Source organism: Pelagimonas sp. (genome assembly GCF_050633425.1).
Taxonomy (GTDB): Bacteria; Pseudomonadota; Alphaproteobacteria; order Rhodobacterales; family Rhodobacteraceae; genus Pelagimonas.
On the sequence record NZ_JBOEGM010000020.1, the window covers coordinates 281,491 to 306,725 of the forward strand.

At 56.5% G+C, this 25,235-nt stretch carries 28 protein-coding genes; 8 read left to right on the forward strand and 20 right to left on the reverse strand.

Going from position 1 to position 25,235, the window contains the following annotated elements; genetic code table 11:
- Nucleotides 1–4: 4 nt before the first annotated feature.
- From ACRBB0_RS17085 to ACRBB0_RS17100, 4 genes are read right to left on the reverse strand one after another with little or no spacing between them, the layout of a single operon-like run.
- A complete protein-coding gene (locus ACRBB0_RS17085) occupies nt 5–1,471 on the reverse strand; it encodes an aldehyde dehydrogenase (RefSeq protein WP_431375817.1) in 1,467 nt (488 codons plus the stop codon).
- Nucleotides 1,354–2,997, reverse strand: a complete 1,644-nt coding sequence (locus ACRBB0_RS17090) for a tripartite tricarboxylate transporter permease (protein WP_431375658.1) — start codon at nt 2,995–2,997, stop codon at nt 1,354–1,356. Before ACRBB0_RS17090 ends, ACRBB0_RS17085 begins: the two co-directional genes overlap by 118 nt.
- A gap of 6 nt (nt 2,998–3,003) precedes the next feature.
- Nucleotides 3,004–3,534, reverse strand: a complete 531-nt coding sequence (locus ACRBB0_RS17095) for a tripartite tricarboxylate transporter TctB family protein (RefSeq protein ID WP_431375659.1) — start codon at nt 3,532–3,534, stop codon at nt 3,004–3,006.
- A gap of 54 nt (nt 3,535–3,588) precedes the next feature.
- Nucleotides 3,589–4,530, reverse strand: coding sequence for a tripartite tricarboxylate transporter substrate-binding protein (locus ACRBB0_RS17100; protein WP_431375660.1), 942 nt, complete (start codon nt 4,528–4,530; stop codon nt 3,589–3,591).
- Between the two features lie 165 nt (nt 4,531–4,695).
- Here ACRBB0_RS17100 and ACRBB0_RS17105 point away from each other — a divergent pair, with 165 nt between their 5' ends.
- From ACRBB0_RS17105 to ACRBB0_RS17115, 3 genes are read left to right on the forward strand one after another with little or no spacing between them, the layout of a single operon-like run.
- The gene (locus tag ACRBB0_RS17105; protein ID WP_431375661.1) at nt 4,696–5,472 is read left to right on the forward strand and encodes an IclR family transcriptional regulator; all 777 of its coding nucleotides are present in this window, start codon (nt 4,696–4,698) and stop codon (nt 5,470–5,472) included.
- Nucleotides 5,469–6,131: an HAD-IA family hydrolase gene (locus tag ACRBB0_RS17110; RefSeq protein ID WP_431375662.1), complete on the forward strand. Its 663-nt coding sequence runs from the start codon at nt 5,469–5,471 to the stop codon at nt 6,129–6,131. Before ACRBB0_RS17105 ends, ACRBB0_RS17110 begins: the two co-directional genes overlap by 4 nt.
- Nucleotides 6,128–7,480, forward strand: a complete 1,353-nt coding sequence (locus ACRBB0_RS17115) for an aspartate aminotransferase family protein (RefSeq protein ID WP_431375663.1) — start codon at nt 6,128–6,130, stop codon at nt 7,478–7,480. The genes ACRBB0_RS17110 and ACRBB0_RS17115 overlap by 4 nt, the downstream gene beginning before the upstream one ends.
- A gap of 11 nt (nt 7,481–7,491) precedes the next feature.
- Here the strand turns inward: ACRBB0_RS17115 and ACRBB0_RS17120 are convergent, their stop codons facing one another.
- From ACRBB0_RS17120 to ACRBB0_RS17135, 4 genes are all read right to left on the reverse strand, one after another.
- Nucleotides 7,492–7,860 carry a VOC family protein gene (locus ACRBB0_RS17120; protein WP_431375664.1) on the reverse strand — a complete coding sequence of 123 codons (369 nt, stop codon included), beginning with the start codon at nt 7,858–7,860 and terminating at the stop codon, nt 7,492–7,494.
- A gap of 62 nt (nt 7,861–7,922) precedes the next feature.
- On the reverse strand, nt 7,923–8,234 hold the full coding sequence (locus ACRBB0_RS17125) for a 2Fe-2S iron-sulfur cluster-binding protein (protein ID WP_431375665.1): 312 nt from the start codon (nt 8,232–8,234) through the stop codon (nt 7,923–7,925).
- 9 nt (nt 8,235–8,243) lie between these two features.
- A complete protein-coding gene (locus ACRBB0_RS17130; RefSeq protein WP_431375666.1) occupies nt 8,244–9,533 on the reverse strand; it encodes a glutamine synthetase in 1,290 nt (429 codons plus the stop codon).
- A gap of 35 nt (nt 9,534–9,568) precedes the next feature.
- On the reverse strand, nt 9,569–10,825 hold the full coding sequence (locus tag ACRBB0_RS17135) for a cytochrome P450 (protein WP_431375667.1): 1,257 nt from the start codon (nt 10,823–10,825) through the stop codon (nt 9,569–9,571).
- Nucleotides 10,826–10,906: 81 nt separating this feature from the next.
- On the opposite strand from ACRBB0_RS17135, the gene ACRBB0_RS17140 reads away from it, so the two are divergent.
- Nucleotides 10,907–11,629 carry a type 1 glutamine amidotransferase gene (locus tag ACRBB0_RS17140; RefSeq protein ID WP_431375668.1) on the forward strand — a complete coding sequence of 241 codons (723 nt, stop codon included), beginning with the start codon at nt 10,907–10,909 and terminating at the stop codon, nt 11,627–11,629.
- Here ACRBB0_RS17140 and ACRBB0_RS17145 read toward each other — a convergent pair.
- The 12 genes from ACRBB0_RS17145 to ACRBB0_RS17200 form a co-directional block, all read right to left on the reverse strand.
- Nucleotides 11,609–12,259 carry a GntR family transcriptional regulator gene (locus tag ACRBB0_RS17145; RefSeq protein WP_431375669.1) on the reverse strand — a complete coding sequence of 217 codons (651 nt, stop codon included), beginning with the start codon at nt 12,257–12,259 and terminating at the stop codon, nt 11,609–11,611. The two genes, ACRBB0_RS17140 and ACRBB0_RS17145, sit on opposite strands and share 21 nt — an antisense overlap.
- A 45-nt stretch (nt 12,260–12,304) precedes the next feature.
- The gene (locus ACRBB0_RS17150; RefSeq protein WP_431375670.1) at nt 12,305–13,321 is read right to left on the reverse strand and encodes a histone deacetylase family protein; all 1,017 of its coding nucleotides are present in this window, start codon (nt 13,319–13,321) and stop codon (nt 12,305–12,307) included.
- Between the two features lie 51 nt (nt 13,322–13,372).
- Nucleotides 13,373–13,984 carry an urease accessory protein UreG gene (gene ureG / locus ACRBB0_RS17155; protein WP_431375671.1) on the reverse strand — a complete coding sequence of 204 codons (612 nt, stop codon included), beginning with the start codon at nt 13,982–13,984 and terminating at the stop codon, nt 13,373–13,375.
- Nucleotides 13,981–14,622, reverse strand: a complete 642-nt coding sequence (locus tag ACRBB0_RS17160; RefSeq protein WP_431375672.1) for an urease accessory protein UreF — start codon at nt 14,620–14,622, stop codon at nt 13,981–13,983. The genes ureG and ACRBB0_RS17160 overlap by 4 nt, the downstream gene beginning before the upstream one ends.
- Nucleotides 14,612–15,187 (reverse strand): urease accessory protein UreE, encoded by a 576-nt coding sequence (locus ACRBB0_RS17165; protein ID WP_431375673.1) that lies wholly within the window; start codon nt 15,185–15,187, stop codon nt 14,612–14,614. The genes ACRBB0_RS17160 and ACRBB0_RS17165 overlap by 11 nt, the downstream gene beginning before the upstream one ends.
- Nucleotides 15,188–15,206: 19 nt before the next feature.
- Nucleotides 15,207–15,413, reverse strand: a complete 207-nt coding sequence (locus tag ACRBB0_RS17170; protein WP_431375674.1) for a hypothetical protein — start codon at nt 15,411–15,413, stop codon at nt 15,207–15,209.
- Nucleotides 15,414–15,559: 146 nt separating this feature from the next.
- Nucleotides 15,560–16,153: a hypothetical protein gene (locus ACRBB0_RS17175; RefSeq protein WP_431375675.1), complete on the reverse strand. Its 594-nt coding sequence runs from the start codon at nt 16,151–16,153 to the stop codon at nt 15,560–15,562.
- Nucleotides 16,154–16,188: 35 nt separating this feature from the next.
- The gene (gene ureC, locus ACRBB0_RS17180; RefSeq protein WP_431375676.1) at nt 16,189–17,898 is read right to left on the reverse strand and encodes an urease subunit alpha; all 1,710 of its coding nucleotides are present in this window, start codon (nt 17,896–17,898) and stop codon (nt 16,189–16,191) included.
- Nucleotides 17,898–18,203, reverse strand: a complete 306-nt coding sequence (locus ACRBB0_RS17185; RefSeq protein WP_431375677.1) for an urease subunit beta — start codon at nt 18,201–18,203, stop codon at nt 17,898–17,900. Before ACRBB0_RS17185 ends, ureC begins: the two co-directional genes overlap by 1 nt.
- Nucleotides 18,200–18,349 (reverse strand): hypothetical protein, encoded by a 150-nt coding sequence (locus tag ACRBB0_RS17190; protein WP_431375678.1) that lies wholly within the window; start codon nt 18,347–18,349, stop codon nt 18,200–18,202. The genes ACRBB0_RS17185 and ACRBB0_RS17190 overlap by 4 nt, the downstream gene beginning before the upstream one ends.
- 20 nt (nt 18,350–18,369) lie before the next feature.
- On the reverse strand, nt 18,370–18,672 hold the full coding sequence (locus ACRBB0_RS17195) for an urease subunit gamma (protein ID WP_431375679.1): 303 nt from the start codon (nt 18,670–18,672) through the stop codon (nt 18,370–18,372).
- 1 nt (nt 18,673) lies between these two features.
- Nucleotides 18,674–19,462, reverse strand: coding sequence for an urease accessory protein UreD (locus tag ACRBB0_RS17200; RefSeq protein WP_431375680.1), 789 nt, complete (start codon nt 19,460–19,462; stop codon nt 18,674–18,676).
- 429 nt (nt 19,463–19,891) lie between these two features.
- Here ACRBB0_RS17200 and urtA point away from each other — a divergent pair, with 429 nt between their 5' ends.
- From urtA to urtD, 4 genes are all read left to right on the forward strand, one after another.
- Entirely contained in the window at nt 19,892–21,175 is a 1,284-nt protein-coding gene (gene urtA / locus ACRBB0_RS17205) for an urea ABC transporter substrate-binding protein (protein WP_431375681.1), read from the forward strand.
- Between the two features lie 71 nt (nt 21,176–21,246).
- Complete coding sequence (gene urtB / locus ACRBB0_RS17210; protein ID WP_431375682.1) at nt 21,247–23,172, forward strand: urea ABC transporter permease subunit UrtB; 1,926 nt, start codon at nt 21,247–21,249, stop codon at nt 23,170–23,172.
- 162 nt (nt 23,173–23,334) lie between these two features.
- Nucleotides 23,335–24,498, forward strand: a complete 1,164-nt coding sequence (gene urtC, locus ACRBB0_RS17215) for an urea ABC transporter permease subunit UrtC (protein WP_431375683.1) — start codon at nt 23,335–23,337, stop codon at nt 24,496–24,498.
- On the forward strand, nt 24,495–25,235 hold the full coding sequence (gene urtD, locus ACRBB0_RS17220) for an urea ABC transporter ATP-binding protein UrtD (RefSeq protein WP_431375684.1): 741 nt from the start codon (nt 24,495–24,497) through the stop codon (nt 25,233–25,235). The genes urtC and urtD overlap by 4 nt, the downstream gene beginning before the upstream one ends.

Here is a 25,235-nt window from a genome sequence, read left to right on the forward strand (position 1 = left end):
TCCCTCACAGGCTGATCCATGCGGTTTTGAGGTCGAGATATCTGTCCAAGGCATGCAAAGACTTATCGTGCCCGTTGCCAGATTGTTTGACCCCGCCCAACGGCACCGTGCCATCGGCTCCGCCATAGGTGTTCACATGGACAACCCCGGCGCGGATTTCGCGCACCATGCGATGGGCACGGCTGAGGTTCGACGTCCAGACACCGGCGGCGAGGCCATAGACGCTATCATTGGCTTTGGCCACAGCATCGGCCTCGTCCTCAAACGGTGTGACCGCCAGAACCGGACCAAACACCTCGTGCTGAGCGATCCGCGCGCTCGGTTTCACACCGGTCAAGAGGGTCGGCTCCATGTACCAACCGCCCGTGTCTTGCAGAATTTGGTTACCGCCAAGGGCGACGGTCGCGCCATCCTCTTGTGCGCCAGTGACAAAGTTGAGATGCGCCCGAAGCTGATCAGGCGAATGCACCGCGCCAATCCCGGTCGCTAAATCCAAAGGGTCCCCGACCTTGAGAGCCGCTGTGTGACGCGCAACAGCGGCAACGAAATCGTCATGAATGTCGCGCTGCACCAAAAGGCGTGATCCCGCGACGCAGACCTGCCCGGCATTGCGAAAAATCGCGTTTGCGGCGGCTTTGGCTGCCATGTCCAAATCTGGCGCATCTGCGAAAACCACATTCGGAGATTTGCCGCCGAGTTCCAGATAGCAACGCTTGAGATTGGATTGCGCCGAATATTGCAGCAGCCGCCGCCCCGTTGCCCCCGACCCGGTAAAAACAAGGATGTCGACATCCATATGCAATGCCAAGGCTTCGCCAGTGACCGCGCCTGACCCGGTGACAACGTTCAAGACCCCCGGAGGCAAGCCAGCTTCGACCGCCAATTCCGCCAATCGGAGCAAAGACAGGGATGCGCTTTCGGCCGGTTTCAAGACCACTGAATTGCCCGCCGCCAATGCCGGAGCCAGCTTCCAAGCCCCAATCATCAAAGGGAAATTCCACGGAACAATCGCGCCGACCACCCCAACGGGTTCGCGGTGCACAAGCCCAAGCACATTCTCAGCCGTAGGAGCGATTTCGCCGCTGATTTTATCCAGCGCCTCAGCATAATAGCGAAACGTCCCCGCCGCCGAGCCCGGCTCAGCCTTGAGCGCCATAGCGATTTCGGTGCCGTTGTCGCGCACCCCCAAAACCGCCAGCTCCAAGGCATTTTCTTGGATCAAATCAGCCAGTTTGTGCAGCACCTTTTTGCGCGCTGCCGGGGGCTGGCGGCGCCAACGACCGTCTTCAAACGCCGCGCGGGCCGACGCCACAGCGCGATCCACATCCGACGCGGTTGCCCCGGCGAGTGTGGTTAACTGTCGTCCGTCGATGGGCGAGAATACGTCGAGCGGCGCGCCCTCAGCGTCTTGGCTTTTTGCGTCGATAAAAAGTCTCTGCGGCGGGACAGATGCGCCTCGAAGCGCGTCGATGCGTGATTGGTCGACCATCGCTTGGCCCTTTTTTGTTTGTAGTCTAGCCAGACCCGGCGTGCATGCAGGATCAAAACCAGAAGGATCAGTCCAAAGAGGATCGCCGCAATCGGGCGATCGATGAAATCAAGCGGGGTTTTTACCCGCGCCATAGAGGACCGCAATTTGACCTCCATAATATTTCCCAAAACCATCCCAAGGATGATCGGAACAACAGGCAGTTGCAGCCGTTTGAGGATATAACCAACGAGACCAAATACCACTGCCAGCACGCAATCCGAGAAACTGTTGCGCAGGGAATAGACGCCAACAAAGCTCAGGACCAAAATGGCCATCCCAAGGAAACGATTTGGGATTTTGACGACTTTGACCAGTTGATTGGTGGAGACAAGCAAGAAAGCAACCACCAGAATGTTGAGCAACAAAAGCGCCAAATAGAGAGCAACAACAAAGTCCATGTCGTTCTGAAAGAGCTGCGGACCGGGCGTGACATTGTGAACGTAAAACACCGACAGCATCATCGCGGTCAAGGCCTCGCCGGGGATGCCAAGCGCCAAAAGCGGGATCATCGCAGCACCGGGCACCGCATTGTTGGCGGTTTCCGCAGCGATCAAGCCTTCGGAGGACCCATGGCCAAAATCTTCGGGTCGTTTGCTGGATTTTTGTGCGTAGGCGTAGCTCATGAACTGGGCGGTAAATTCACCGACACCCGGAATCATCCCCATGATCACACCCAGGCTCGCTGAGACACCTGCGATCCGCGGATGACGGGCAAGTTCCCGAAAACCTTGGAAAAAGGAGCCCTTCATTTTGGAGAGGCGTATTTTTTCGTCCTCTCCTTGAAGCAGAATAAAGGCTTGCGATAAGGCAAACAATCCAAGCACAACAACGATCAAGTTAATGCCGGAGCTGAGGAAACTTAGATCAAAGGTATAGACCTTGGAATAGGTGGCCGCGTGCAGGCCTAAGGTGCTGAGCCAAATACCAAAACATGCCAATGCCGCCGCGATCAGACTTTGACGGCGATGGGCCGTCACCACCAAAATGATCCCCAAGAGCGCCGCCAAGAAGATCTCGCGTGATCCAAACATTGGCGCGATCTTGGCCAGGACCGGGGCCAAGATGATCAGGCAGAGGACAGAAAAAACGCCGCCGAAAAACGACGACGAATAGGCCAGAGACAGGGCGCGTCTTGCCTCACCTCGGGACGTCATTGGGAAGCCATCGTAGGTGGTCAGGGCATTGACCGCCGTGCCGGGTGTGTTGATCAAAATCGCAGGAATGGACCCGCCATACATCGAACTGCCATAGATACCGAGCAGCACCGTCAGGCCAACAATCGGATCCATACTAAACGTCGCAGGAAGCAAAATGGCGATGGCGACCGCCGGGCCGACGCCGGGAATGGCTCCGATCAGCACGCCGCCGACCGAGCCAACCAGCAAAGCCAACACCACGTCCCAGCGCGCCAAAAGCGAGCCACTGGCCGAAACCTGGGCGAAAAAGTCTGTGAAAAGTTCGGTCATGCTGGCCTAGAGATAAAGGATCAAGAAGTTGCGGATCGCAGCGGGGAAGATATCATAAATCGCACCACCGGGGATTTTGACTTGCAAAAAAGTCTTGAATAACAAAACCGTGGCAAGGCCAAACAACAAGGCTGCACCAATCATCCCGCGCGAGCGATAGCCCATGCGCCACGTCAATGCGACAGCGAGCACCAATGTCACCGGCAGGTAGCCAAGCCAGGGAACCAGCCACACATAGGCTATGAACCAAACCGCATATTCGCAGACAAGCACCCATCGCAGCGCCTCGTCTCGGTCTTCGCGGATCACTTTGCGACGCGGCAGATGAAGCAAATGGAGCGCCCCAAAGCCCAGCATCCCAAAGACACCAACCGCAGGCCAAAACCGGGCTTGGGAAAACAGGTGTTTCCCCTTCCTCCAGACGGTTTGATCCCAAAGCTGAGAGGCCAGAAGCGCCGCCGCAACCACCAACACGATGGCAAAGATCATTTGCCCGCGCTTTGGAACCCGCGCGCTTTCCAGGAATTCGTCGCTCATAAGAAAGGCCTTGGCAAAGGCCGGGGCAACATGGGGTCGCCCCGGCGGATTGGATTATTCCAAGATGGTCGCAATATGCGCGCCGGTGGTTTTGTCGACCTCAATCCGGGCGGCACTGTCTTCGGCATTCATCCAGTACACCAACGCCCCGGTTTCAGCGGCAACGGCTTGGGCACGTTCGCTCATCACGGTTTTCTGTGCCACCGCTGCAATCTTGTCACGCACATCTTGCGGGGTGTCTTTGTGAACAAACAGACCGTTCCATAGCGCGATATTCAAGCTTGCGTCGACTTCGCCGATAGAAGGCGTATCCGGGATGATGGAAATACGTTCATCGGTAACGGCTGTCAGCACTTTGATGTCATTCAGGCACGGCAGAACGAGTTGCAACGTTGTGTTGATCACATCCGCATCCCCTGAGGCGAGCGTGTTGCAATCCAGCGCGTCAAATGCCGCGTCTGAGCCCCATTCAAAGCCCATATTGACCGCCAAAGCTTTGGTTACCTTGGTCGGCGTCAGCACGTCGCCAAAATGCCCCAGAGCCACTTCATTTGATTTCGCGTATTCTGCCAGTTCAGCCATTGTCGAATATGGCGCGTCACCTTTCGTCGCGATAACAAAGGGATAGGTCAGGAAAATGCCGATAGGGTCAAATTTCTCGGGGGCCAGTTCGTCGATGCCGATCTCATGGCCAACCACAGGAACGGCCGGAACAAAGGATCCGATCGTGTAGCCATCCGCCTCGGCTGTTGCGACATCAATCGCACCGGGGAATGGGCCGCCTCCGCCGCCAGGTTTGTTAACCACAGCTGCTGCGATGCCGTATTCGGCAGCGAAATCTTCGGCGATCATCCGGGTCAAAACATCTTCCAGATCACCGGGAGGCCATGGGACCACAAAGCTCACTGGTTTTTCGGGATATTCTGCTGCCGCAGCTCCGGTCAACGCAGTTAGTGCAAGGGCCAGCGCCCCACCCATCAGGCTCTTTGTCATCATGTCTTTCTCCCTGTGTTCCGCATCTTATGATCGGTTCATTTATTGAACCGTTGGTTCTTTTTTAGATTGACAGAGGCCTTGCGAGTCTGTCAACAAAAAAGAAACTCGCCGAATGCAACTTTGATGCGTCGGCCTAAAAATTGACGTCACACAAAGGCCCCGCATATGGGAACACCCTCCAAAGCCCTGTCTTTGCTTAGCTATTTCAGCCGCGCCAATCCGCAGATTGGCTTGAGTGATTTGGCGCGCCTATCGGGTTTTAACAAAGCAACGACCTTTCGCCTGATGACAGAATTGTCAGACTTCGGGTTCGTTGAGCAGGTCGGATCGGGCCGCGAATACCGTCTTGGCCCTGCATTTTTGCGCTTTGCCGCCCTGCGTGAACATAATGTCCCAATGCGAGAGACGGCGCACAAAGCGTTGAAGCGGATGTCCGAAATCACGGGCGAAACCGCGCATCTATCGCTTCTTGAAGGCGACAAACTGGTAACGCTGTCATACACTTATGGGCAGGCGCATGGCATCAGCGTTCGGATGGAAGACGCCGAGGTTTTATTGCTCCACGCCACCAGTTCCGGCCATGCGGTTTTGGCCTTTGGTGCCCCCGAACTGGTCGAGCGCACCCTCGCCGCTCCGCTTGAGGCCCGCACCGATCAGACAATCACAGATGCCGCCGCCATCCGTGAACTTTTGCCCCAGATCAAGCAAAACGGATATGCCGTTTCAACAGGCGGGTTTGAAAAAGACGTTTGTTCCCATGCTGTTCCGCTATTTGATGCGGCTTCTAAATGTATAGGTGCAGTGGCGATTGCCGCGCCGGAAAATCGTGTCACCGATGCGTTGCGCCAGACGATTGTGCACACTGTTCAAAGCCACACATTGCAACTCACCCGCGCCTTGGGCGGTTTCCCCCCGCCAGGCTTTCCAGAGGTATCCATATGACCCGCGCCCTTGTGCTTGATTTTGGCGGTGTTGTGTCGCGCACATTGTTCGAAACCCATGACCTAAGCGAGGCCGCACTTGGGCTTGAGCCGGGCACGCTGGATTGGCGTGGCCCGTTTGCCCCCGACAGCGATCCGCTTTGGCAAAAGATGCAGGCGGATGAAATTTCCGAGCGCGACTATTGGCAGATGCGCACCCAAGAGGTCGCGCAATTGACCGGCAACACCTGGACCGAGATGAGCCAGTTTGTTCGTGCAGCCCGTGGTGCAGAGCCCGCCAAAATCATCCGCCCCCAAGCCTTGGAAGCCATTGCTAGAACCAAGGCAGCGGGCCTGAAACTTGCCATCCTTTCCAATGAGTTGGATCTGTTTTATGGGTCCGACTTTCGCGGCAAGCTCCCCTTTCTTGCCGATTTTGACGTTATCCATGACGCCACCCATACCGGCATTCTCAAACCCGATCCGCGCGCCTATACCGCCTGTCTCGATCTTCTTGGCCTGCCTCCCCAGGCCTGCGTTTTTGTTGACGATCAGGCACGAAACATAAAAGGCGCGCAGGCGGTGGGGATGGCGACCGTGCAATTTGACGTTGCGCGCCCCGCTGCCAGTTATTCCGAGGCCTTGCGCCTCCTTGGTCTCGAACAGGAGAACCTCCGATGAAATCCTCGAACTTTCTCAAAGAAAACAATGCCCGTTCGCTTTGGCATCCGATGGCGCACCCTGCCGATAGCCAAAAGAATCCGCCCACAATTGTGACCGGTGCATCGGGCGTGCGGATCACCGACGTTGATGGCCACGACGTCGTCGACGGTGTTGGCGGTCTTTGGAACGTCAATTTGGGCTTTAGCTGTGATCCGATCAAAAAGGCGATTGCAGATCAGCTTGAGCGCCTGCCTTATTATTCGATCTTTCGCGGAACAACCAATGATTGTGTGATTGAGCTGAGCGAAGAGCTCAGAACCTTCTTTGAGCCAGACGGGTTAACCCGCGCGTTTTACACCTCGGGCGGCTCGGACAGTGTGGAAACCGCCCTGCGCCTTGCCCGGCAATATCACAAGATCAAGGGCGAGCCCGGACGGACCAAGTATCTCAGCCTCAAAAAAGGGTATCACGGCACCCATTTTGGTGGGGCCTCAGTCAATGGCAACGCTAATTTCCGCACGGCTTATGAACCGCTGATGGCCGGATGTTTCCACATTCCAGCCCCTTACACCTATCGCAACCCGTTCAATGAAACAGACCCCGAACGGTTGGCCCAGCTCTGCTTGCAAGCCATGGAAGACGAGATCGCCTTTCAAGGTGCCGGCACGATCGCCGCCATGATTATGGAACCCATCCTAGGGGCCGGTGGTGTTATTCCCCCGCATCCAAGCTTTATGCCCGGCGTGCGCGATATCTGTACCCGCCATGGCATTTTGCTCATTGCCGATGAGGTGATTACCGCCTTTGGCCGCAGTGGCAGTTGGACTGGCTCGCGTCATTGGGGTGTGCAACCCGATCTGATGAGCACTGCCAAAGCCATTACAAACGGCTATTTCCCATTCGGCGCTCTGATGATTGCCGAGCACGTCGCGCAGGTCTTCGAGAAGGATGAAACCGGCAAAGCCGCCATTGGCCATGGGTATACCTATTCGGGCCATCCGGTGGGGGCTGCTGCGGCCCTTGCCTGTTTGGAGGAAACCAAACGCTTGAAAGTCAACGAAAACGCCGCTGCGCGCGGGGCTGAGTTGTTTGGCGGATTACAAGCATTGGCCGAGAAATATGATGTGATCGGCGATGTGCGCGGTGGCCATGGGTTGATGTGCGCATTGGAATTGGTGTCGGATCGCACCACAAAATCATCCATCGACAAGCCGCGCATCAGCAAAGTTCAAGAGGTCACCTATGAGGCTGGTGCCATGGTGCGTGTGTCGGGCCCCAACATCATTTTGTCGCCTCCTTTGGTGCTGACATCGGACGACGTGCAGGTGATTTTAACGGCGTTGGACAAGGGGTTTGCGTCGCTCTAAGTGGCGTTTGATCACCGGTGCTGATCTATCAACACCGGATTGCCATCCGGATCGGTGACGACAAAGCTCGCCGGTCCGCTATCGCCTCCGGTTTCCTGCGTAATTTCAAGCCCTTTGGCCAATAACGCGGCTTTGATGCCATGAACATCATCGTACGGGTCAACAGCGCCTGCGGATTGATCCCAACCGGGGTTAAAGGTCAGCATGGCGTTTTCGAACATGCCTTGAAACAGGCCGATCAAAACCTCGCCGTTTTTCATGATCAGATAGTTGTGCTCTTCTGACCCGCCAAAGCTTTGGAACCCCAGTGCCTGGTAAAACGCTTTGGACGCGGCCAAATCCTTGACCGGTAATGAAATCGAAAATGCCCCGAGCTGCATGATACCCCCTTTTGCCAAAGCTTACCCATAGGAACCTTGCGTCTGAGGGTATCACATTTTGCCTATTGAGGCACGCGCAGCACAATCCCATCCAGCACATCCGACATCACAATCTGACACGAGAGGCGTGATCCCGCTTCGCGCACCGCCTCGGTCATATCGAGCATGTCATCTTCGGTGTCTTCGGCACTCCCGGCGGCCGTGACCCAATCCGGGGCAACGACCACATGGCAGGTGGCACAGCTTAGAAACCCACCGCAGTCACCTTTTACACCCGGGACATTTGCAGCCAGAGCAGCATCCTTGAGCGTCTCTCCCGCCGCAACATCCGCTGCGATCCGTTGGCCATCGGCCAGCTCCCAAGTAACTTTCATCGCAACACCTCAGACATAATAGACATAGAAATCGCGCAACTGATCCCCTTCGAGATCACGGGTTTTGCGCACCTCTTTGCGTTTCATATAGACGTGATTATAGACCAACAAACGCCCAACCGCATCGCCAAGCGCACGGTCCTTTTCCAGATCATCCATCGCCCGTTTCAGATCAAGCGCCACGCCGTCCTTGGCATCGGTATTTTCGAACCCATCGCCAATCTCATATGCGGGCAAGTCATAGTTGTTTTCGAACCCAAGTCGCGCCGCCTGCAAAACCGCCGCCACTGCTGTGTATGGATTGGCTGATGCATCCGCCATGCGGTGCTCAAGTCGACTTTTCGCGCCACCTTCAACCGATATTCGGGTGGTGACATTGCGATGGTCCCCGGCCCAATTGCGCCAATACCCGGCCAAGGCCCCCGGCTGCAAGCGTTGATAACTGTTCGCTGTTGGGGCAACCAAACCGGCCAACCCCTTGTGATGATGCATCAATCCCGCAATCGCACCGCGTGCCAGATCGTTCATGTTCTCCGGTCCGGCAACCGGCCCATTATCAAGCGCATTGCGCCCATCCGCATCCGCAAAGGAAAAGTTGATGTGCATCCCTGACCCGCCGGCCTCAGCAATAGGTTTGGGCAAAAACGACAAAACGACCCCATGATCCAATGCAATTTCCCGCGCCATCTGGCGAAACAACACGATGTCGTCCACAGCCTTCACAGCATCATCAAACCGCAAGGTCATCTCAAATTGCGGGCTGTCATATTCTGCGGTCAGCATCTCAAGGTCAAAGCCAAGCTCTTCGGCACGTTCCCAAATTTCATCGGTAAACCGCAACGGATCAGCAAAGGGCCCGGTCCCATAGACCACCGCCCCCGGCGTGTCGTAGGGCACCAAGCGCCCCTGATCATTGGTCACCAGCGCAAAGCATTCCAGCTCAATCCCGACCTTGGGGGCAAGCCCATGTTTGCCCCAATCGGCAACGGCCCGTTTGAGCGCCCCACGTGGACAAAGGCCAAGCGGCTCACCTGCACCATCAAAAAGATCACCCAGCACAATCTTGGTACTGCGTTCCCAGCCATCGCGGATCTCATCCCCGCGCCAGCGCATGACCATGTCGGGCATGCCATCCATCATTTTGGCCCCCGGAGCGTCGAGCAGATCTTTGTCGTAATGAACTCCAAAAACCGTTTGCGAAAACCGCGTTTCACCATCGCCAATTTTGGAGCCGGGAAGGTATTTTCCGCGCAAAATACTTAGGTGATCGCACCACATGGGGCGGAGTCGGTCTTTCATGTATAGTCTCCCGGTGTGGTCATGTGGGTGCCCGATTAGGCCGCGCGTATCCGCAGTGGCAGCGATTTTATCCCGCCGACAAAGTTTGAACGCAGGAATTGTTGCGCCCCGTCAGGTTCGATGCTCGAGATGCGTTTGGCAAGCTCTTGAAACATCACCCGCACTTCGAGACGCGCCAAGTGCATCCCCAAACACACATGCGGCCCACCTTGGCCAAAGCTGACATGTGGATTTGGCCCGCGCATCAGATTGACACGAAACGGGTCATCAAACACCGCCTCATCTCGGTTGCCCGATGCCCACCAGAACAATACTTTGTCGCCTTCGGACACGTTTTGCCCATGCATCTCAAAATCGCGCGTTGCGGTGCGACGAAAATACAGCGCCGGGGTCGCCCAACGGATGATTTCGTCCGGGGCAGTCTTCCACACGTCGCTGTTTTGCATTTGACCCAGCAACTCGGGCTGATGCGCCATCGCTTGCAGCCCGGCGGCGATAGAATAGCGCGTCGTATCATTTCCCGCCGCCACCAACAGACAGAAGAAATTGCGGAACTCATTTTCCGGCATGACATTGCCGTCCCGATCCGGCTGCAAAATCATATGCAGCACACCTTTGGTGTCTCCGGTGCGGTTTTTCTCTGCCATCAGCCGTTTGGCATAATCAAACAATTCCGCCCCGGCAGGTGAATTAAAGGGCATCATCCGATAGGCATCCGTGTCCATTTTGTCGAGCACATGATCGGTAAAATCCGGGTCGGTATTTGCAATCAGCGCGTCGCCCTTTTCAACCAGCCACGGCAGGTCTTCATCTGGGGTACCCAATATACGACCGAGCATCATCATCGGCAATTGTCGGGCGATTTCCTTTGTCCCATCAATATGTTCCGACTGAAGGGCCGTATCCAAAATCTGGTTGGTCAGGTCACGTAATTGCTGTTCAAAACCGGCCACAACAGGCGCAGAAAACGCCTTGGCCACCTTGATCCGCGTTTTCATATGCTCGGGCGGGTCGGTTTCTTGAAAGGTTCGACGAGCCAGATATTCTTCATAGCTCTGATCCTCCATCCGAATACCGCGGGCGGATGACATCAAAGCGGTGTCCTTATTCAGCGCCAGAATGTCGGCCTGTCGGGTGACATTCCAAAACCCTTTGCCACCCTCCCAGTCTTGCCAGCTCAGCGGAGCATCACGGCGCAACCGGGCAAACGTGTTCTGAGGGGCACCGTTGGTAAAACTGTCATGGCTCGACAGATCGGCAAAGCCATCGTCATTGGGCGTCCAGACTGTCATGTGCGCCTCCCATTTGGCATTGTGGTTTCCTATTATTATAAATATATATATGTGGCATTAAATTATGTAAACGAGGAAATCATGCGGCTCGCTATTCTGATGACCAACACCGACGATAGCGACTTTTCCCAATCTCATCCGTTGGATGGGGAAAAGTGGTGCCGTGCAATCCACGCTGTGCGCCCCGATTGGAAGCTGGACGTCTTCGCGGTCAAGGACGGCATTTTCCCCGAATCATTCGACATTTTTGACGGAGCAATCATCACCGGCAGCCCGGCCTCGGTGCACGATCAAACCCCATGGATGGTGCGCTTGTCCGACGTAATCCGCCGGTCTCATGCCGATAGATTTCCACTGTTCGGAGCCTGTTTTGGGCATCAGGCCATCGCTTTGGCTTTGGGGGGCGAGGTCACGAAAAACCCGCAAGGCTGGGCATTTGGCACCGTAGAGGTTGAGACGCTCTCCCCTCCCGACTGGATGGGACCAGGATCGCTCACCCAATATGCTGCGCATATCGAACAGGTTTCAAAACTGCCGGAAAATGCCAGACCGGTTTTGCGCGCTGCCGGGTGTGAAACGGGCGGTTACACCATGGGACATCACATTTTCTGTAGCCAATACCACCCGGAAATGAGTCATGAATTCATCACCGCTTTGGTTGAGGAACTCGCCGAGAGCAAGCCCGCAGATGTGATTGAACGCGCACGCGATAGTCTCAAAACACATGCGCAGAACGTGTTATTTATGGGCTGGGTTGCGCGGTTCTTTGAACAGGCCAAACCCTCAACCCAGAGCGGCCAATAAATCCATCGCGGTGACTTGGTCAAATTGCACATGCCGGGTCATGAAGGCAGCAGCCTGATCCGATTTACGCGCGGCGATCAAATCAAAAAGCGCGCGATGCTCAACGGCTGAATCTGCAATCGCCCCGGCATACTGATAGCGCGCTCGGTAATAGGCCAGAAGCTTCCGTGCGTTGGTCTTGATCATATCAACCAAAAAAGGGTTGCCCGACCCTTCGGCGATTGTTCCGTGAAATCTTAGGTTTAGCTGATAATACCCGTCGGGGTCATCATCCCCTTTTTGCGCAGCATGTTTTTCGCAATCCACGACGACCTGTTCCAAAACCGCCAAATCAGCACCAGACATGCGCCGCGCAGCAAGCCCCGCCGCCTGCCCCTCAAGCTGGGCATGCACTTCCAGAATCGCAACAAATTGCTCAAGTGTTGGCTTGAACAACGTCGCCCCTTTGCGCGGCAGTCGGACAATCAATCCCATAGCCTCAAGCCGGATCATTGCTTCGCGCAGCGGTGTGCGCGACACGCCGCATGCCTCAATAAGCGCATCTTCATCAATGGCACTGCCAGGGGTCAGAACCCCTTGTTCGATGTCATCTAAAACACGCGTCAGGATCATTTCGGTTTGATTGGCCATGGCCCTTTGTTCCGTGCAGATCGTCAAAATGCAAGTCGATGCGGGCTAGCCTTGGGCGGCAATCAAAACCTGTGTCAGGTTCGGCCCCAAAGCATCGGACATATATCCACCCTCTTGAACATAAAGCGTCGGCAAGCCCATCGCGGCAATCGCCGCGCCGATCCGGGCAAAACCTTGGTCCGTCACGGCAAAGCCCTGAAACGGATCATCAATCGAAGTATCCAACCCCAGAGCCACGACCACCGCGTCGCAGCCAAATCCCTGGATGCGTTGCAGGGCATGGGCGAGAGCCTCTAGATACGCATCATCCTGCGTGCCTCGCGGCAGGGGAATATTCAAGTTCGCCCCAAGCCCGTCACCAATGCCTCTCTCATGGGCATGCCCCCAGTAAAAGGGATAAAACGCGTCTGGGTCAGCATGAATGGACACGGTCAAAACATCGCTACGGGTCTCAAAAATGCCCTGTGTGCCGTTCCCGTGATGGACATCGACATCCAAAATCGCAACCCGCGCGCCTTGCTCTTGGAGGTCTTGCGCAGCGATGGCAGCATTGTTGAGAAAGCAAAAACCGCCGGCCTGATCGTGATAGGCATGATGCCCCGGCGGGCGCGACAGCACATAGGCGCACTCCTCTTCGCCCAACGCCCGCGCCCCGCCAATCGCACTTTGCGCCGACCAATAGGCCGCGTCCCAAGTATGCGCCCCAATTGGGCAGGCGGTATCGGCCTGATGATACCCGGCCTGGCCCACGGGTGATGTGGGATAGCTATCCGTTCGCGCACGCGCGTGGATATTTGGGATCACTTCATCCGAAGCCCCATCCAGCGCCTGCCACCGTCCATGGATCGTCTGCAAAAAGCTCAGATATTCGGAGGTATGGATCGCCGCAATCTGTGCGATCCCGGCATCCTCTGGTGCTTCAAACACACAGCCAGCAGCCTCAGCCCCCGCTTTAAGCCGGGTAATGCGTTCTGGTTGCTCGGGGCTCACGCGCTGCTGGCCCAGAACCAGAAAACTCTGAGGGTTATGTTTGGTTTGGCGAGGGTCGAGAAAGGCGCGCATGCGGTTGGCTCCGGGCTGATGTCTGCTCACCCTGCCCGGATTTTAGGCGCTTTACAATCCAGCCAAATCCTTGACCTGCCCTATGATCTCTTCAACCCCTTTGCTGTGCCGGAGGGCTGAGAAAACAAAGGGCCGTCCGTCGCGCATCACCGTTGCATCGGCGCGCATCACATCCAAACTCGCCCCGACATGTGGGGCCAAATCGGTCTTGTTGATAACCAACAGATCGGATTTTGTGATCGCCGGCCCGCCTTTGCGCGGAATCTCTTCGCCAGCGGCAACATCAATGACATAAAGCGTCAAATCAGCCAGTTCGGGGCTGAACGTGGCGCTGAGATTATCACCACCGCTTTCGATCAAAACGATTTGCACCTCTGGGTGACGCTCTTGCATCTGCGCGACAGCGGCAAGATTGATCGAAGCATCTTCGCGGATCGCCGTATGCGGGCAACCGCCGGTTTCAACACCGATCACCCGATCCGAGGGCAGGATTTGCATCCGCATCAGCGCTTCGGCGTCTTCTTGGGTGTAAATGTCATTGGTGATCACCCCGATCGAGTAATCATCCTTGAGCTTCTCGGCCAATCGGGCGGTCAGCGTGGTTTTGCCAGCGCCGACCGGGCCGCCGATCCCAATGCGCAAAGGGCCATTAAACTGGGTCATGATTGGAACAGCCTTGGTTGGAGAGTTTCGTGTTTCATCGCGGCTATATCGGACAAGAAAGCGTTGGACCACAGGTCATCCGGGCTTGCGCCGCGGGTCGCTACCGTCAGACGCAAACAAAGCGGTGTCATCGCCGAAACCACCTGCTGAGCCGGGGTTTGACCAAGCGGCATCAACCGTTGCGCGGCCGAGACGAGATTGCCAATAAACGCATTGAGATAGAGCGCAACAACCGCATCACCATCCATTCGTTGTCTTTGCGCGGCGGCCCCGACGGCCAGTGGCAAAAGCAGATCGGGAAAAGACGTATACCAAACCGCATTGACTGTTTTCACAAAGGCCGCGCCTTGGCGCTCTGCCTCGCGCAAACGTTCCGCCGCTGGTAAATAGGCGCGCGCCAATGTATCCAAGTCCGACAGATTGGCGTCGTCCGACATGGCAGACCGAATCCAGATGGCATCACTTCGCCCCGACCCTTGGTCCAGCACCGTCTCGAGCCAATTTTGCAGGCTGACCACATCATGTACCCACCCTGCCTCAATCGCGGCCTCAAGCCCATGCGAATAGGTAAAGGCCCCGACCGGAAAGGCAGGAGACAACCATTGCGACAGGGTCAACAGGTTGCCGTCAATGCTCATGAGAATGCCCGTGATGATGGTTGGGATCGTGGGTGTGACCGTCGTGTTCGTGCCCGTGACCATGGCTGGGATCGTGGCTGTGCCCGCTGGAATGATCGTGGGCACTGTTCCCATGATCATGGCTGTGGGTGCGTCCGTGCCCATAGGCCCCGCCTTCGGGGGTAAACGGTTCTACGGTTTCGGTAATTTCGGCCTCCAGGTGCTCAAGCATGTGCCGGATCACCGGATCACGCTGGATCAACAACCGGGTGGTTTCGACCTGACAAGGCGTGTGACGATTGCCGATATGCCATGCCAGTCGCGGTAGGTTGCCTGTGATGACCAGCACATTTTCAGCCGCAGCACGCACCTCAACCAATTGGCCATCGGACAGTTGCAACGCATCACCCGCATCCAAGGATGTGGTCTTGCCCAGATCAACGACAAAACTCAGACCGCCATCACAGGTGAGCTTTTTGCGTCGCAAAAACCGCGCATCATAATCCAAGGTCACGGTATCTGTCGCACCGGACCATTCGCCTTTGCGCAAGAGAACCTGCGCCACGGGGAGCGCCGCGCCGCTCATGCTGCACACCATTCGGTTTTCAGCTGTAAAACAGGTCGCCGAAATGCCGATCGACCACATCCGGGCGACGCAATCCGCGTTCTGCCAGGTCGGCGTCGCTTAGCGCCAGCTCTTGTGCATGACGGGCATTTTTGCTGTTGACGATTGTCCGTTTGACGAAGTCGATCACCGGGTGAAACAGACGTGCCACGGCGCGTGAAATAGGCCAATTGGCGACAAAAGCCATGAGATGCGCTTCCCTTCGTTGTTATAGGCGACGTCGTGGGCGACGTCTTGGGAGAACTCGCACCAAACGGATAAATTGGTCTCATTTTCACGTCTACTTCTCTTTCTTCATTCCGGTTACCCGTTCATTGCTTAGGTCGGCTTAGATCACCGAACGGCTTCGATACTGGTATAATCAAAGCGATCCAACTGGCCGTTTTCTTCCAGCCCTACAACGTAAGCAAGCCCCAGTTCCGGGAGATAATTCAGCAGTTCAATCCGCCCGGCTGGATCAAAACTCACCTCAATCGGGATCATGTCATAACTGCAGCTGCCAAAGGTTTTCGTGCCCTGCTCTCCAAAGGCATAGATCGCGACTTCCATGCCGTTTTCATAGCCCCCCCAACTGTAAGTCTGGGCCCGCCAATCTCCGCCTGCAACAGGTTTTGGCATAGCCGACGCCGCCATTTCATGCGCGAAGGTCAAACGCGTATGAGGAACCAAATGTCCGTCTTCCACGTCGATTATTTCAAGCAGATAGACCCCTTGGCCGAGCATCGAACGCATGCCCGTCATGTCCGGGTCTGAATAGTTTGACGCCACAACTCCGTCCGTCCATTGCACAAACGTTTCCATAGCGCCGTCATCGCCTTGAAACCGAATACCCTTGTCCAAATCAGCCGCGATCGGACAATCCGCATGACAGATTGTCGCCGTTAGGCCGAGCACCGCTAGGCCATAAATAACCCTGTTCACCTTCATTGCCCCCTCGTTAAACATGTATAATGGGCAAAAGGTTAGAACAGAAAATAGCGCTGCGCCATCGGAAGCTCGGTTGCGGGTTCACAGGTGAGCAATTCGCCATCTGCGCGCACCTCATAGGTCTCAGGATTCACCTCTACATGGGGCAATGCATCGTTTAGCTTGAGGTCTTTCTTGCCAATGCCGCGGGTGTTTTTGACCGCCAAAGTCTGTTTGGCCAACCCCAAAGACTGTGCAATCCCGTCCGCTTGTGCCGCCTCGGATACAAAGGTCACAGCCGAGTTTTCAACGGCCCGGCCATAGGCTCCAAACATCGGGCGGCTATAGACCGGCTGCGGCGTTGGGATCGAAGCGTTCGGATCACCCATTTGCGCACAGGCAATGGTGCCCCCCAACAAGACCATTTCGGGTTTTACGCCAAAGAACGCCGGGTTCCAGAGCACGAGATCGGCGCGTTTGCCTTCTTCAATCGACCCAATCTCATGCGCCAATCCATGCGCAATCGCCGGGTTGATGGTGTATTTGGCAATATAGCGGCGCACACGGAAATTGTCGTTTTCGCCCGTTTCATCCGCCAAACGCCCGCGCTGTTTCTTCATCTTATCAGCAGTTTGCCAAGTACGGATCAGCACTTCGCCAACACGGCCCATCGCCTGACTGTCACTCGCGATAATCGAAAACGCGCCCATGTCGTGCAGAATATCTTCGGCGGCAATTGTTTCGCGGCGAATCCGGCTCTCGGCAAAGGCCACATCCTCGGGGATGGATTTGTCGAGGTGATGGCAAACCATCAGCATGTCGAGATGCTCTTCGACCGTGTTCACCGTGAAGGGGCGTGTCGGGTTGGTCGAGCTGGGGAGCACATGCTCCTCTCCGCAGATTTTGATAATGTCCGGCGCGTGACCACCACCCGCCCCTTCGGTGTGAAAGGCGTGAATGGTGCGCCCCTTCATCGCCCCGACGGTGTGTTCCACAAAGCCGCTTTCGTTCAGCGTGTCAGTGTGAATCATCACCTGCACATCCATGGCGTCGGCAACTGTCAAACAGCAATCAATCGCAGCCGGGGTCGTGCCCCAATCCTCATGCAATTTCAGCGCGCAGGCACCAGCCTTGATCTGTTCCTCAAGCGCAGCCGGCAGAGACGCATTGCCCTTGCCCGCAAAGGCAAGGTTCATCGGAAAAGCATCCGCCGCCTGCATCATCCGACCAATATGCCATGGGCCGGGGGTGCATGTTGTCGCCAGCGTCCCATGGGCCGGACCAGTGCCGCCGCCCAGCATAGTGGTGAGGCCAGAATGCAACGCGTCTTCAATCTGTTGGGGACAAATGAAGTGGATATGGCTGTCAAACCCGCCCGCCGTCAGGATACGCCCCTCGCCCGCGATCACTTCTGTGCCGGGGCCGACGATGACGTCGACGCCGGGCTGTGTGTCTGGGTTGCCCGCTTTGCCGATCTTGTGAATGCGGCCGGATTTGAGACCAACATCCGCCTTGTAAACACCGGTGTGATCAACAATCAGCGCATTGGTGATAACCGTATCGACCGCACCCTCGGCCCGTGTGACCTGGGATTGCCCCATACCGTCGCGGATGACTTTCCCGCCGCCAAATTTGACTTCTTCACCATAGGTGGTCAGGTCGCGTTCGACCTCAATGATCAGATCCGTATCCGCGAGACGCAGTTTGTCACCCGTGGTTGGGCCGAACATCGCGGCATAATCGGAGCGTTTGATTGTTGCTGGCATCAGAGATCCCCCATCACTTGACCGTTAAATCCAAACACCCGACGCGCGCCTGAAATCGGTATCAGGTTCACCTCGCGGCGCTGCCCCGGTTCAAAGCGCACCGCGGTTCCGGCTGCGATGTCGAGACGCAAACCGCGGGCCGCGTCCCGATCAAACTCAAGCCCAGGGTTTGCTTCAGCAAAGTGATAGTGCGATCCAACTTGCACAGGACGGTCGCCCGTATTGGCGACCATCAAGGTGATCACCTCTGCGCCCTCGTTCAATGTCAATGTCCCTTCGGCAGGGAACAGCTCGCCGGGGATCATTTGCGCACCTTTGCTGCAATCAAGGCCGCGCCCGCCAGAACAGCGACAACACCAAGCCACATGCCGCCATCATGCGGATGCACATGGGCACCTTCATGGGCAACGGCAGGAGAGGCGAACAGAACGAGGAAGGGAAGATATTTCATGGAATGTCTCCTGCTGAGAATTATCGAATAGGGTTGTGGACGGTCACCAGCTTGGTGCCATCGGGAAAGGTTGCCTCGACTTGCACTTCCACAATCATCTCGGCGATGCCGTCCATACATTGCTCGCGCGTGATCACTTCGGCACCCGCTTGCATCAGATCACTGACCGAGCGCCCATCGCGTGCGCCTTCGACAACCGCATCGGTAATAAGCGCAATCGCTTCGGGATGGTTTAGCTTCACGCCACGTTCAAGCCGCTTGCGGGCAATGATGGCGGCCATGGCCACCAACAGCTTGTCTTTTTCGCGCGGGGTCAGTTGCATATCAAAGTCTCCAAGACGTGGGCAGTGTGTCGCCGCTAAGGCGATCAAGAATGGGAAGCAAGGCGCAGCGCAGTTCAAAACTGTCATCTGCGACCAAACGAATGGCCAAAAGATCGGGTTGCAAAAGCGATGCGCCCCCCGTTTCGGGCAACATGGCGCGCACGGCGTTCAGATGTCGTTCGGCATCGGGCGCGACGAAAACCAGACTGGCCATGGCCCCGGCACCGCGCGCCAAACGCGCCATCTGTGCCACCAAATCGCCATCCAATTGCACCGCGTCTCTATATAGGGGCGCACCGTTGCGCGAGATTTCAATGCGATCATGGAACGACACATGATGCAGCCGCTCTCCCATGGCCGCACGGCCAAACACCACGGGTTCCACCATCAACAACTGCGTATCGCTTGCCAGTTCGATCCGCAAATTACGACGCAGTGCCGCGCCTTCGAACAAGATCAACTCTTGGGGCAACCAACTCAACTGCGCGCCGGCCTCGACCGTCAGGTGACTGTTTGCGACCGCATAGCCTTCGGCGCTGCGATAGGCCCGTTCGGCGGCTTGCGTGGTCAGCGACACATGCGCCCCGGTTTCTGCAACCGCATTAAGTGAGACGCGGTCCCCCCCGGTCAACCCACCGGCGGTATTTATAACAATGGCCTCAAGCGCATGTTGGCTGCGCGGAAACAGCGCCTTCATACAGCCAGATGACCGCAAATGCCCAATCGCACTGCGGCCTCCGCGGGCTTTTGCCTTTAGGGTCAGCGCTCCAATCGCGCGAGGTTGCCTCAAAGCTGTATTAGCCTCTTTATGTCTCAACGTGGCGTTGATTGGATTACCCTCAAATCATCTCGTTTCGCCACTTTGTTCAGCACGTGACCCCGATTCCGGCAATGTTTCTGGCAAAAAGAGAATGAACGACCGGGCATTGTGTCTAATTTTTAATCGAAACCGCAGGAAACTGCCCAAATATTCACCAAAAACGAGGGAGTCACCGCCCATTTTCGCGCCGCAATTGACCCTAGGCCCGGCTAACAGAATGACTAAGGCACCCGCCGGGGACGCTAGGAAACGCATTATCGGAAAACGGGTGTGTGACGACCCATATGAATTGGACCTCAGCAGGGCCGCCACACGAGATGCAACAAATGTTGCGGGACAAAGCTAAGCCTTCGCCTAAACGGGCGCAATGGCAGCATAGCGTCCCGCAGGGAGAATGTGATGAACTGCTTCACCAAACTGCTCACCAGCACCGCCACTCTTGCTGCCCTGTCAGCTCCGGCTTTTGCCGAATGCGCCGACCCAGTCAAAGTTGGCGTTCTGCACTCGCTGTCCGGCACAATGGCGATTTCTGAAACCACACTAAAAGACACCATGCTGCTGCTTATCGAAGAGCAGAACAAAAAAGGTGGCCTGCTGGGCTGCGAGATCGAAGCGGTTGTTGTTGACCCGGCTTCTGACTGGCCCCTATTCGCTGAAAAAGCCCGTGAGCTGATCTCGGTACATGATGTAGACGTGATTTTCGGCAACTGGACATCGGTATCGCGCAAATCGGTTCTGCCGGTCATCGAAGAGCTGAACGGCCTGCTGTTCTACCCTGTTCAGTATGAAGGCGAAGAAAGCTCCAAGAACGTCTTCTACACCGGTGCCGCCCCCAACCAACAGGCGATCCCGGCCACTGACTATTTCCTTGACGAGCTGGGTGTTGAGAAATTCGCACTGCTGGGCACTGACTATGTATACCCACGGACAACCAACAACATCTTGGAATCCTACCTGAAATCCAAGGGCATCGCGGCCGAAGACATCTTCGTCAACTACACACCATTCGGCCATTCCGACTGGGCAACAATCGTTGCTGACGTTGTGAAGCTGGGTGAAGACGGCAAGCAGGTTGGCGTTATCTCTACCATCAACGGCGACGCCAACATCGGCTTTTACAAAGAACTGGCCGCGGCTGGCATTTCGGCTGACGACATCCCAGTTGTCGCGTTCTCGGTGGGTGAAGAAGAGCTTTCGGGCCTCGACACAGCCAACCTGACCGGCCACCTTGCCGCTTGGAACTACTTCCAATCTGCGGAAAGCGACGCCAACACCGCATGGATCGACGCATGGAAAGCCAAAATGGGCGAAGAGCGTGTGACCAACGATCCAATGGAAGCCCATTTCATCGGCTTTAACATGTGGGTAAACGCAGCGACTGCGGCTGGCACCACCGATGTCGACGCCGTGCGCACCGCGATGTACGGCCAGGAATATCCTAACCTGACCGGCGGTACAGCGACCATGTTGCCTAACCACCACCTGGCCAAGCCGGTTCTGATCGGTGAAATCAAAGCCGATGGTCAGTTCGACATCATCAGCCAAACTGCCGAAGTTCCTGGCGATGCATGGACAGACTACCTGCCAGAATCTGCGGTTCTGAAGTCCGATTGGAAAGACCTGGAGTGCGGTATGTACAACACCGAGACATCCTCCTGCGTTCAGATCAAATCGAACTACTAAGCTAATCTTTGGGTGCGCGTTTGGCGCGCACCCTTTTTGCCCAGACGCCCCTCCCCAACAGGTAATCTCCTATGCTCCGTGCCCTTCTCACGGTCTTGACCCTGCTGTGCCTGCCCGCTGCAGTCCTTGCCCAAGACCTTCAGTCGATCCTGCAAGAGCATTCCGCTCAGATTGCCAAACCTTCGCGCAAGAAAATCGGCCCGGCCCTTGACGCGCTTGCCGCATCTGGTCTTCCGCAAGCGCCTGAATTCCTTGAGCGCTGGCAAAACAAAGAGGTCTATCAGCGCAGTGAAGACGGGTTGTTCTTCTACGCTGCCAAGTCCGATACCGGACTGACCCTCACCGATATTGACAGCGGCGACCAGACCCAAGCCGCTGATCCCAAAGCCTTAAAGCAGATCAAACCCAATGGCGGCGTGCGCAAAGCCATCGCCCAAGCCTTGGTCCAATTTCAACTCTCCTCCCCCGACCTTCAACGCCGCCAAGACGCCGTCGCCGCTTTGGCTGGCAAGCTTGATCCCGCGCAACTCGGCGCGCTTGAGGCGTCTATTGACGGGGAAACCGACCCGGCCCTGAAAATTCGCAAGCAAAAGCTTGTGACCTACCTCGCCGCCAAATTTGGTGACACGCCTGAGGCCCGGATCAAGGCCATCGACGGTCTTGCCGGTGACATAAGCGTCGAAACCCGCGCCGTGTTGTCCCAGATCCTGACAACCAAGACCGTCGCCGCGCAATCAGAGCCGGATGGCAATGTCGCCGGTGTGATCGACCTCCCGCGTGATGAGACCTATGCCCTATTGGTCGACACCCAAGGTCTCCCTGCGCCAATCACGTCCGATGACATCCGCAAAACTCTTGAGGCCAATGTCGACGGCGGCAAGGTCGGCACGGTATCCACCGTTTTACTGAACACAGAAGCCGCCCGGATCACTGCCTATGATCTGCTCGCCGATGCAGGTAAAACTCAGCCCCGCGTGTCGGATGCAGACATCACCCAAGCTCTGAGCGACTGGCAAATCTACGAAATCTACGACGAACCCAACGCCGAGATCACGACAGCCGCCAAAGCCGCGCAGGATGAAGTGAACACCCGCGTTAACGTAAGCCAATCCGCAGACCTCGCGCTTGACGCGATCTCGCTCGCCTCAATCTATTTCCTGGCGGCAATCGGTCTGGCCATCACCTTTGGCGTGATGGGCGTCATCAACATGGCCCATGGCGAATTCATCATGATGGGGGCCTATACCGGCTATGTCGTCCAACAGATCATCCCCAATTACACCGTGTCGCTGATTGTTGCCCTGCCACTGGCCTTTGCCGTCACCTTTGCCGCCGGTGTGGCGATGGAACGTCTGGTCATTCGCTGGCTCTATAACCGCCCACTTGAGACATTGCTGGCGACATTCGGTGTTTCAATCGTCCTGCAACAGTTGGCCAAAAACATCTTCGGCACCCAGGCCCGCCCCCTGACCTCACCTGCATGGCTCGACGGCGCGCTGGTCTTTAACGACGTGATCCAGATCAGCTATATCCGCATTGCCATTTTCGTGCTCGCTGTGATGTTCCTTGGCTTGCTGCTCTTTATCCTCAAACGCACCCGCCTTGGTCTCGAAACCCGCGCCGTGACACAAAACCCAAACATGGCAGCCTCCATGGGCATCAATCCCGAGCGCATCAAAATGCTCACCTTTGGCCTTGGCTCTGGAATCGCCGGCATCGCCGGTGTGGCCATCGGTCTCTATGCCAAAGTCACCTCGGAAATGGGGTCTGATTACATCGTCCAAAGCTTTATGACCGTGGTCGTCGGCGGGGTTGGCAACATTTGGGGCACCCTTGCCGGGGCCAGCATGATCGGCAGCCTGCAAAAGGGCATCGAATGGCTCAACCCGTCCAACACGTTGGCCGCGCAAACCTATATGATCCTCTTCATCATCCTGTTCATCCAATTCCGGCCCAAGGGCATCGTCGCCCTCAAAGGCCGCGCCGCAGGAGATTGATCAGATGTCTCGCCTCTTATCCCCGTCTTCAACTTGCCCCCGACACTCCGCGGGAGCGCCACAGGCCCCCTTTAAAAATGCGCCTCTGATGCATCGGCAGCACCTCCTCCCCCCGTGCGAGGGGCACGCCCCGCGCGAACTCTCCCCCACCGGAGCCCAGACATGAGCCAGACCTTTATCACGCGCCATCCCTCAACCCTCTGGGTTCTTGCGTTTCTCGGGCTGTTTACCTTGCTGGTGTCGGTCTTCTCCGAAGCCTCCGGTGTCGGCCTGATCTCCACCTCCTTTGTGAAAACGCTGGGCAAAACCCTGTGTTTGTGCCTGATCGCCATCGCCATGGACGTGGTCTGGGGCTATTGCGGCATCCTTTCGCTGGGGCATTTCGCGTTCTTTGGCATCGGTGGATACGCCATCGGCATGTGGCTGATGTATGCCCGCACCGAAGCCATCGTCGCCAAGAGCCTGTCGGCCAATATCATCCCCCCCACCGATGCAGAAATCTCAAGCGCCATTGGCAACCAAATCTTTGGCGTTGTCGGCTCGTCTGATTTCCCGTGGATCTGGGGGTTTGCCCACTCACTGCCACTGCAACTCCTGATGATCCTGATTGTTCCCGGCTTGCTTGCCCTCATCTTTGGCTGGCTCGCCTTTCGCAGCCGCGTCACCGGTGTTTACCTCTCAATCCTGACCCAAGCCATGACCCTCGCTCTCGCGCTCTACCTGTTCCAAAACGACAGCGGCTTGCGCGGCAACAACGGTCTCTCGGGGCTGCAAAACATCCCCGGATTTGAAGCCACACCCCAGGCGACCATCTCGATCGCCTTCTTCTGGGCCTCGGCCGCCGCCCTTGCGCTTGGGTATGTCCTCTTCGTTTGGGTCACCGCTGGCAAAATGGGATCGGTTATCCGTGCCATCCGCGATGACGAACGGCGGGTCCGGTTTCTGGGCTATCATGTCGAAAGCTACAAGCTCTTTGTCTTCACCCTCACAGCTGTGGTCTCTGGCATTGCGGGCGCTCTCTATTACCCGCAGGCGGGCATCATCAACCCGGCTGAAATCGCCCCTATCGCCTCAATCTATCTCGCGGTGTGGGTCGCCATTGGGGGGCGCGGCAAACTCTATGGTGCCGTGATCGGCGCGGTCTTTGTCTCGCTGCTCTCAAGCTACTTTACCGGCGGTAGCGCCCCTGACATCAACCTTGGCGTCTACATCATCAAATGGACCGACTGGTGGCTAGTCCTTCTCGGCCTGTCCTTTGTTGCCGTCACCCTGCTCCTCCCCGGCGGCATCGCCAGCCTGTTTGACAAATTCACGAGGAAATCATGAGCACGCTTCTCGAAATGTCCGGCGTCTCGGTCTCGTTTGACGGGTTCAAGGCGATCAACAACCTGTCCTTTCAGATCGCCGAGCCAGAAATGCGCGCGATTATTGGCCCCAATGGCGCAGGTAAAACCACCTTTATGGACATTATCACCGGCAAGACCAAACCAGACGAAGGCCGGGTGATTTTTGGCGAAAAATCTGTGTCGCTTCTTGGGATGAGCGAAAGCAGCATCGCCCGTATTGGCGTTGGTCGCAAATTCCAGAAACCCACGGTGTTCGAAGCACAAACCGTGCGCGAAAACTTTGCGCTGGCCTTGAAAAACCCCCGCGGTCCCTTTGATGTCTTGCGTCACCGCAAAACCCGCAATGGCGCAGAGCGGATCGAAGCCCTCGCGACGCGTGTTGGCTTGATAGACGAGCTGCCCCGCCTTGCCGGAGAGCTGTCGCATGGTCAAAAACAATGGCTCGAAATCGGGATGCTTCTGGCCCAAAGCCCACGCCTGTTATTGGTTGACGAACCCGCCGCCGGTATGACCCCGGCCGAGCGCGAAAAGACCACCGATATTCTGGTCGACGCCGCCAAGAGCCACGCGGTTGTTGTTGTCGAACATGACATGGAATTTGTCCGACGCCTGAATTGCAAGGTCACTGTCTTGAACGAAGGGTCTGTTTTGGCCGAAGGCAGTCTTGACCATGTCACCCAAAACCCTGACGTCATTGACGTTTATCTGGGACGCTGA

Bases quoted from the DNA above. Each gene is read 5' to 3' on its own strand.
- ACRBB0_RS17140 (WP_431375668.1), top strand. From the start codon at position 10,907: ATGCGGCTCGCTATTCTGATGACCAACACCGACGATAGCGACTTTTCC.
- urtD (WP_431375684.1), top strand. From the start codon at position 24,495: ATGAGCACGCTTCTCGAAATGTCCGGCGTCTCGGTCTCGTTTGACGGG.
- urtC (WP_431375683.1), top strand. From the start codon at position 23,335: ATGAGCCAGACCTTTATCACGCGCCATCCCTCAACCCTCTGGGTTCTT.
- ureC (WP_431375676.1), bottom strand. From the start codon at position 17,898: ATGCCAGCAACAATCAAACGCTCCGATTATGCCGCGATGTTCGGCCCA.
- ACRBB0_RS17165 (WP_431375673.1), bottom strand. From the start codon at position 15,187: ATGAGCGGCGCGGCGCTCCCCGTGGCGCAGGTTCTCTTGCGCAAAGGC.
- ACRBB0_RS17125 (WP_431375665.1), bottom strand. From the start codon at position 8,234: ATGAAAGTTACTTGGGAGCTGGCCGATGGCCAACGGATCGCAGCGGAT.
- ACRBB0_RS17100 (WP_431375660.1), bottom strand. From the start codon at position 4,530: ATGATGACAAAGAGCCTGATGGGTGGGGCGCTGGCCCTTGCACTAACT.
- ureG (WP_431375671.1), bottom strand. From the start codon at position 13,984: ATGACCCAGTTTAATGGCCCTTTGCGCATTGGGATCGGCGGCCCGGTC.
- ACRBB0_RS17130 (WP_431375666.1), bottom strand. From the start codon at position 9,533: ATGAAAGACCGACTCCGCCCCATGTGGTGCGATCACCTAAGTATTTTG.
- ACRBB0_RS17190 (WP_431375678.1), bottom strand. From the start codon at position 18,349: ATGAAATATCTTCCCTTCCTCGTTCTGTTCGCCTCTCCTGCCGTTGCC.
- ACRBB0_RS17120 (WP_431375664.1), bottom strand. From the start codon at position 7,860: ATGCAGCTCGGGGCATTTTCGATTTCATTACCGGTCAAGGATTTGGCC.
- ACRBB0_RS17105 (WP_431375661.1), top strand. From the start codon at position 4,696: ATGGGAACACCCTCCAAAGCCCTGTCTTTGCTTAGCTATTTCAGCCGC.
- ACRBB0_RS17090 (WP_431375658.1), bottom strand. From the start codon at position 2,997: ATGACCGAACTTTTCACAGACTTTTTCGCCCAGGTTTCGGCCAGTGGC.
- ACRBB0_RS17095 (WP_431375659.1), bottom strand. From the start codon at position 3,534: ATGAGCGACGAATTCCTGGAAAGCGCGCGGGTTCCAAAGCGCGGGCAA.
- ACRBB0_RS17175 (WP_431375675.1), bottom strand. From the start codon at position 16,153: ATGAAGGTGAACAGGGTTATTTATGGCCTAGCGGTGCTCGGCCTAACG.
- ACRBB0_RS17195 (WP_431375679.1), bottom strand. From the start codon at position 18,672: ATGCAACTGACCCCGCGCGAAAAAGACAAGCTGTTGGTGGCCATGGCC.
- urtA (WP_431375681.1), top strand. From the start codon at position 19,892: ATGAACTGCTTCACCAAACTGCTCACCAGCACCGCCACTCTTGCTGCC.
- ACRBB0_RS17160 (WP_431375672.1), bottom strand. From the start codon at position 14,622: ATGAGCATTGACGGCAACCTGTTGACCCTGTCGCAATGGTTGTCTCCT.
- ACRBB0_RS17185 (WP_431375677.1), bottom strand. From the start codon at position 18,203: ATGATCCCCGGCGAGCTGTTCCCTGCCGAAGGGACATTGACATTGAAC.
- urtB (WP_431375682.1), top strand. From the start codon at position 21,247: ATGCTCCGTGCCCTTCTCACGGTCTTGACCCTGCTGTGCCTGCCCGCT.
- ACRBB0_RS17115 (WP_431375663.1), top strand. From the start codon at position 6,128: ATGAAATCCTCGAACTTTCTCAAAGAAAACAATGCCCGTTCGCTTTGG.
- ACRBB0_RS17150 (WP_431375670.1), bottom strand. From the start codon at position 13,321: ATGCGCGCCTTTCTCGACCCTCGCCAAACCAAACATAACCCTCAGAGT.
- ACRBB0_RS17170 (WP_431375674.1), bottom strand. From the start codon at position 15,413: ATGGCTTTTGTCGCCAATTGGCCTATTTCACGCGCCGTGGCACGTCTG.
- ACRBB0_RS17135 (WP_431375667.1), bottom strand. From the start codon at position 10,825: ATGACAGTCTGGACGCCCAATGACGATGGCTTTGCCGATCTGTCGAGC.
- ACRBB0_RS17110 (WP_431375662.1), top strand. From the start codon at position 5,469: ATGACCCGCGCCCTTGTGCTTGATTTTGGCGGTGTTGTGTCGCGCACA.
- ACRBB0_RS17145 (WP_431375669.1), bottom strand. From the start codon at position 12,259: ATGGCCAATCAAACCGAAATGATCCTGACGCGTGTTTTAGATGACATC.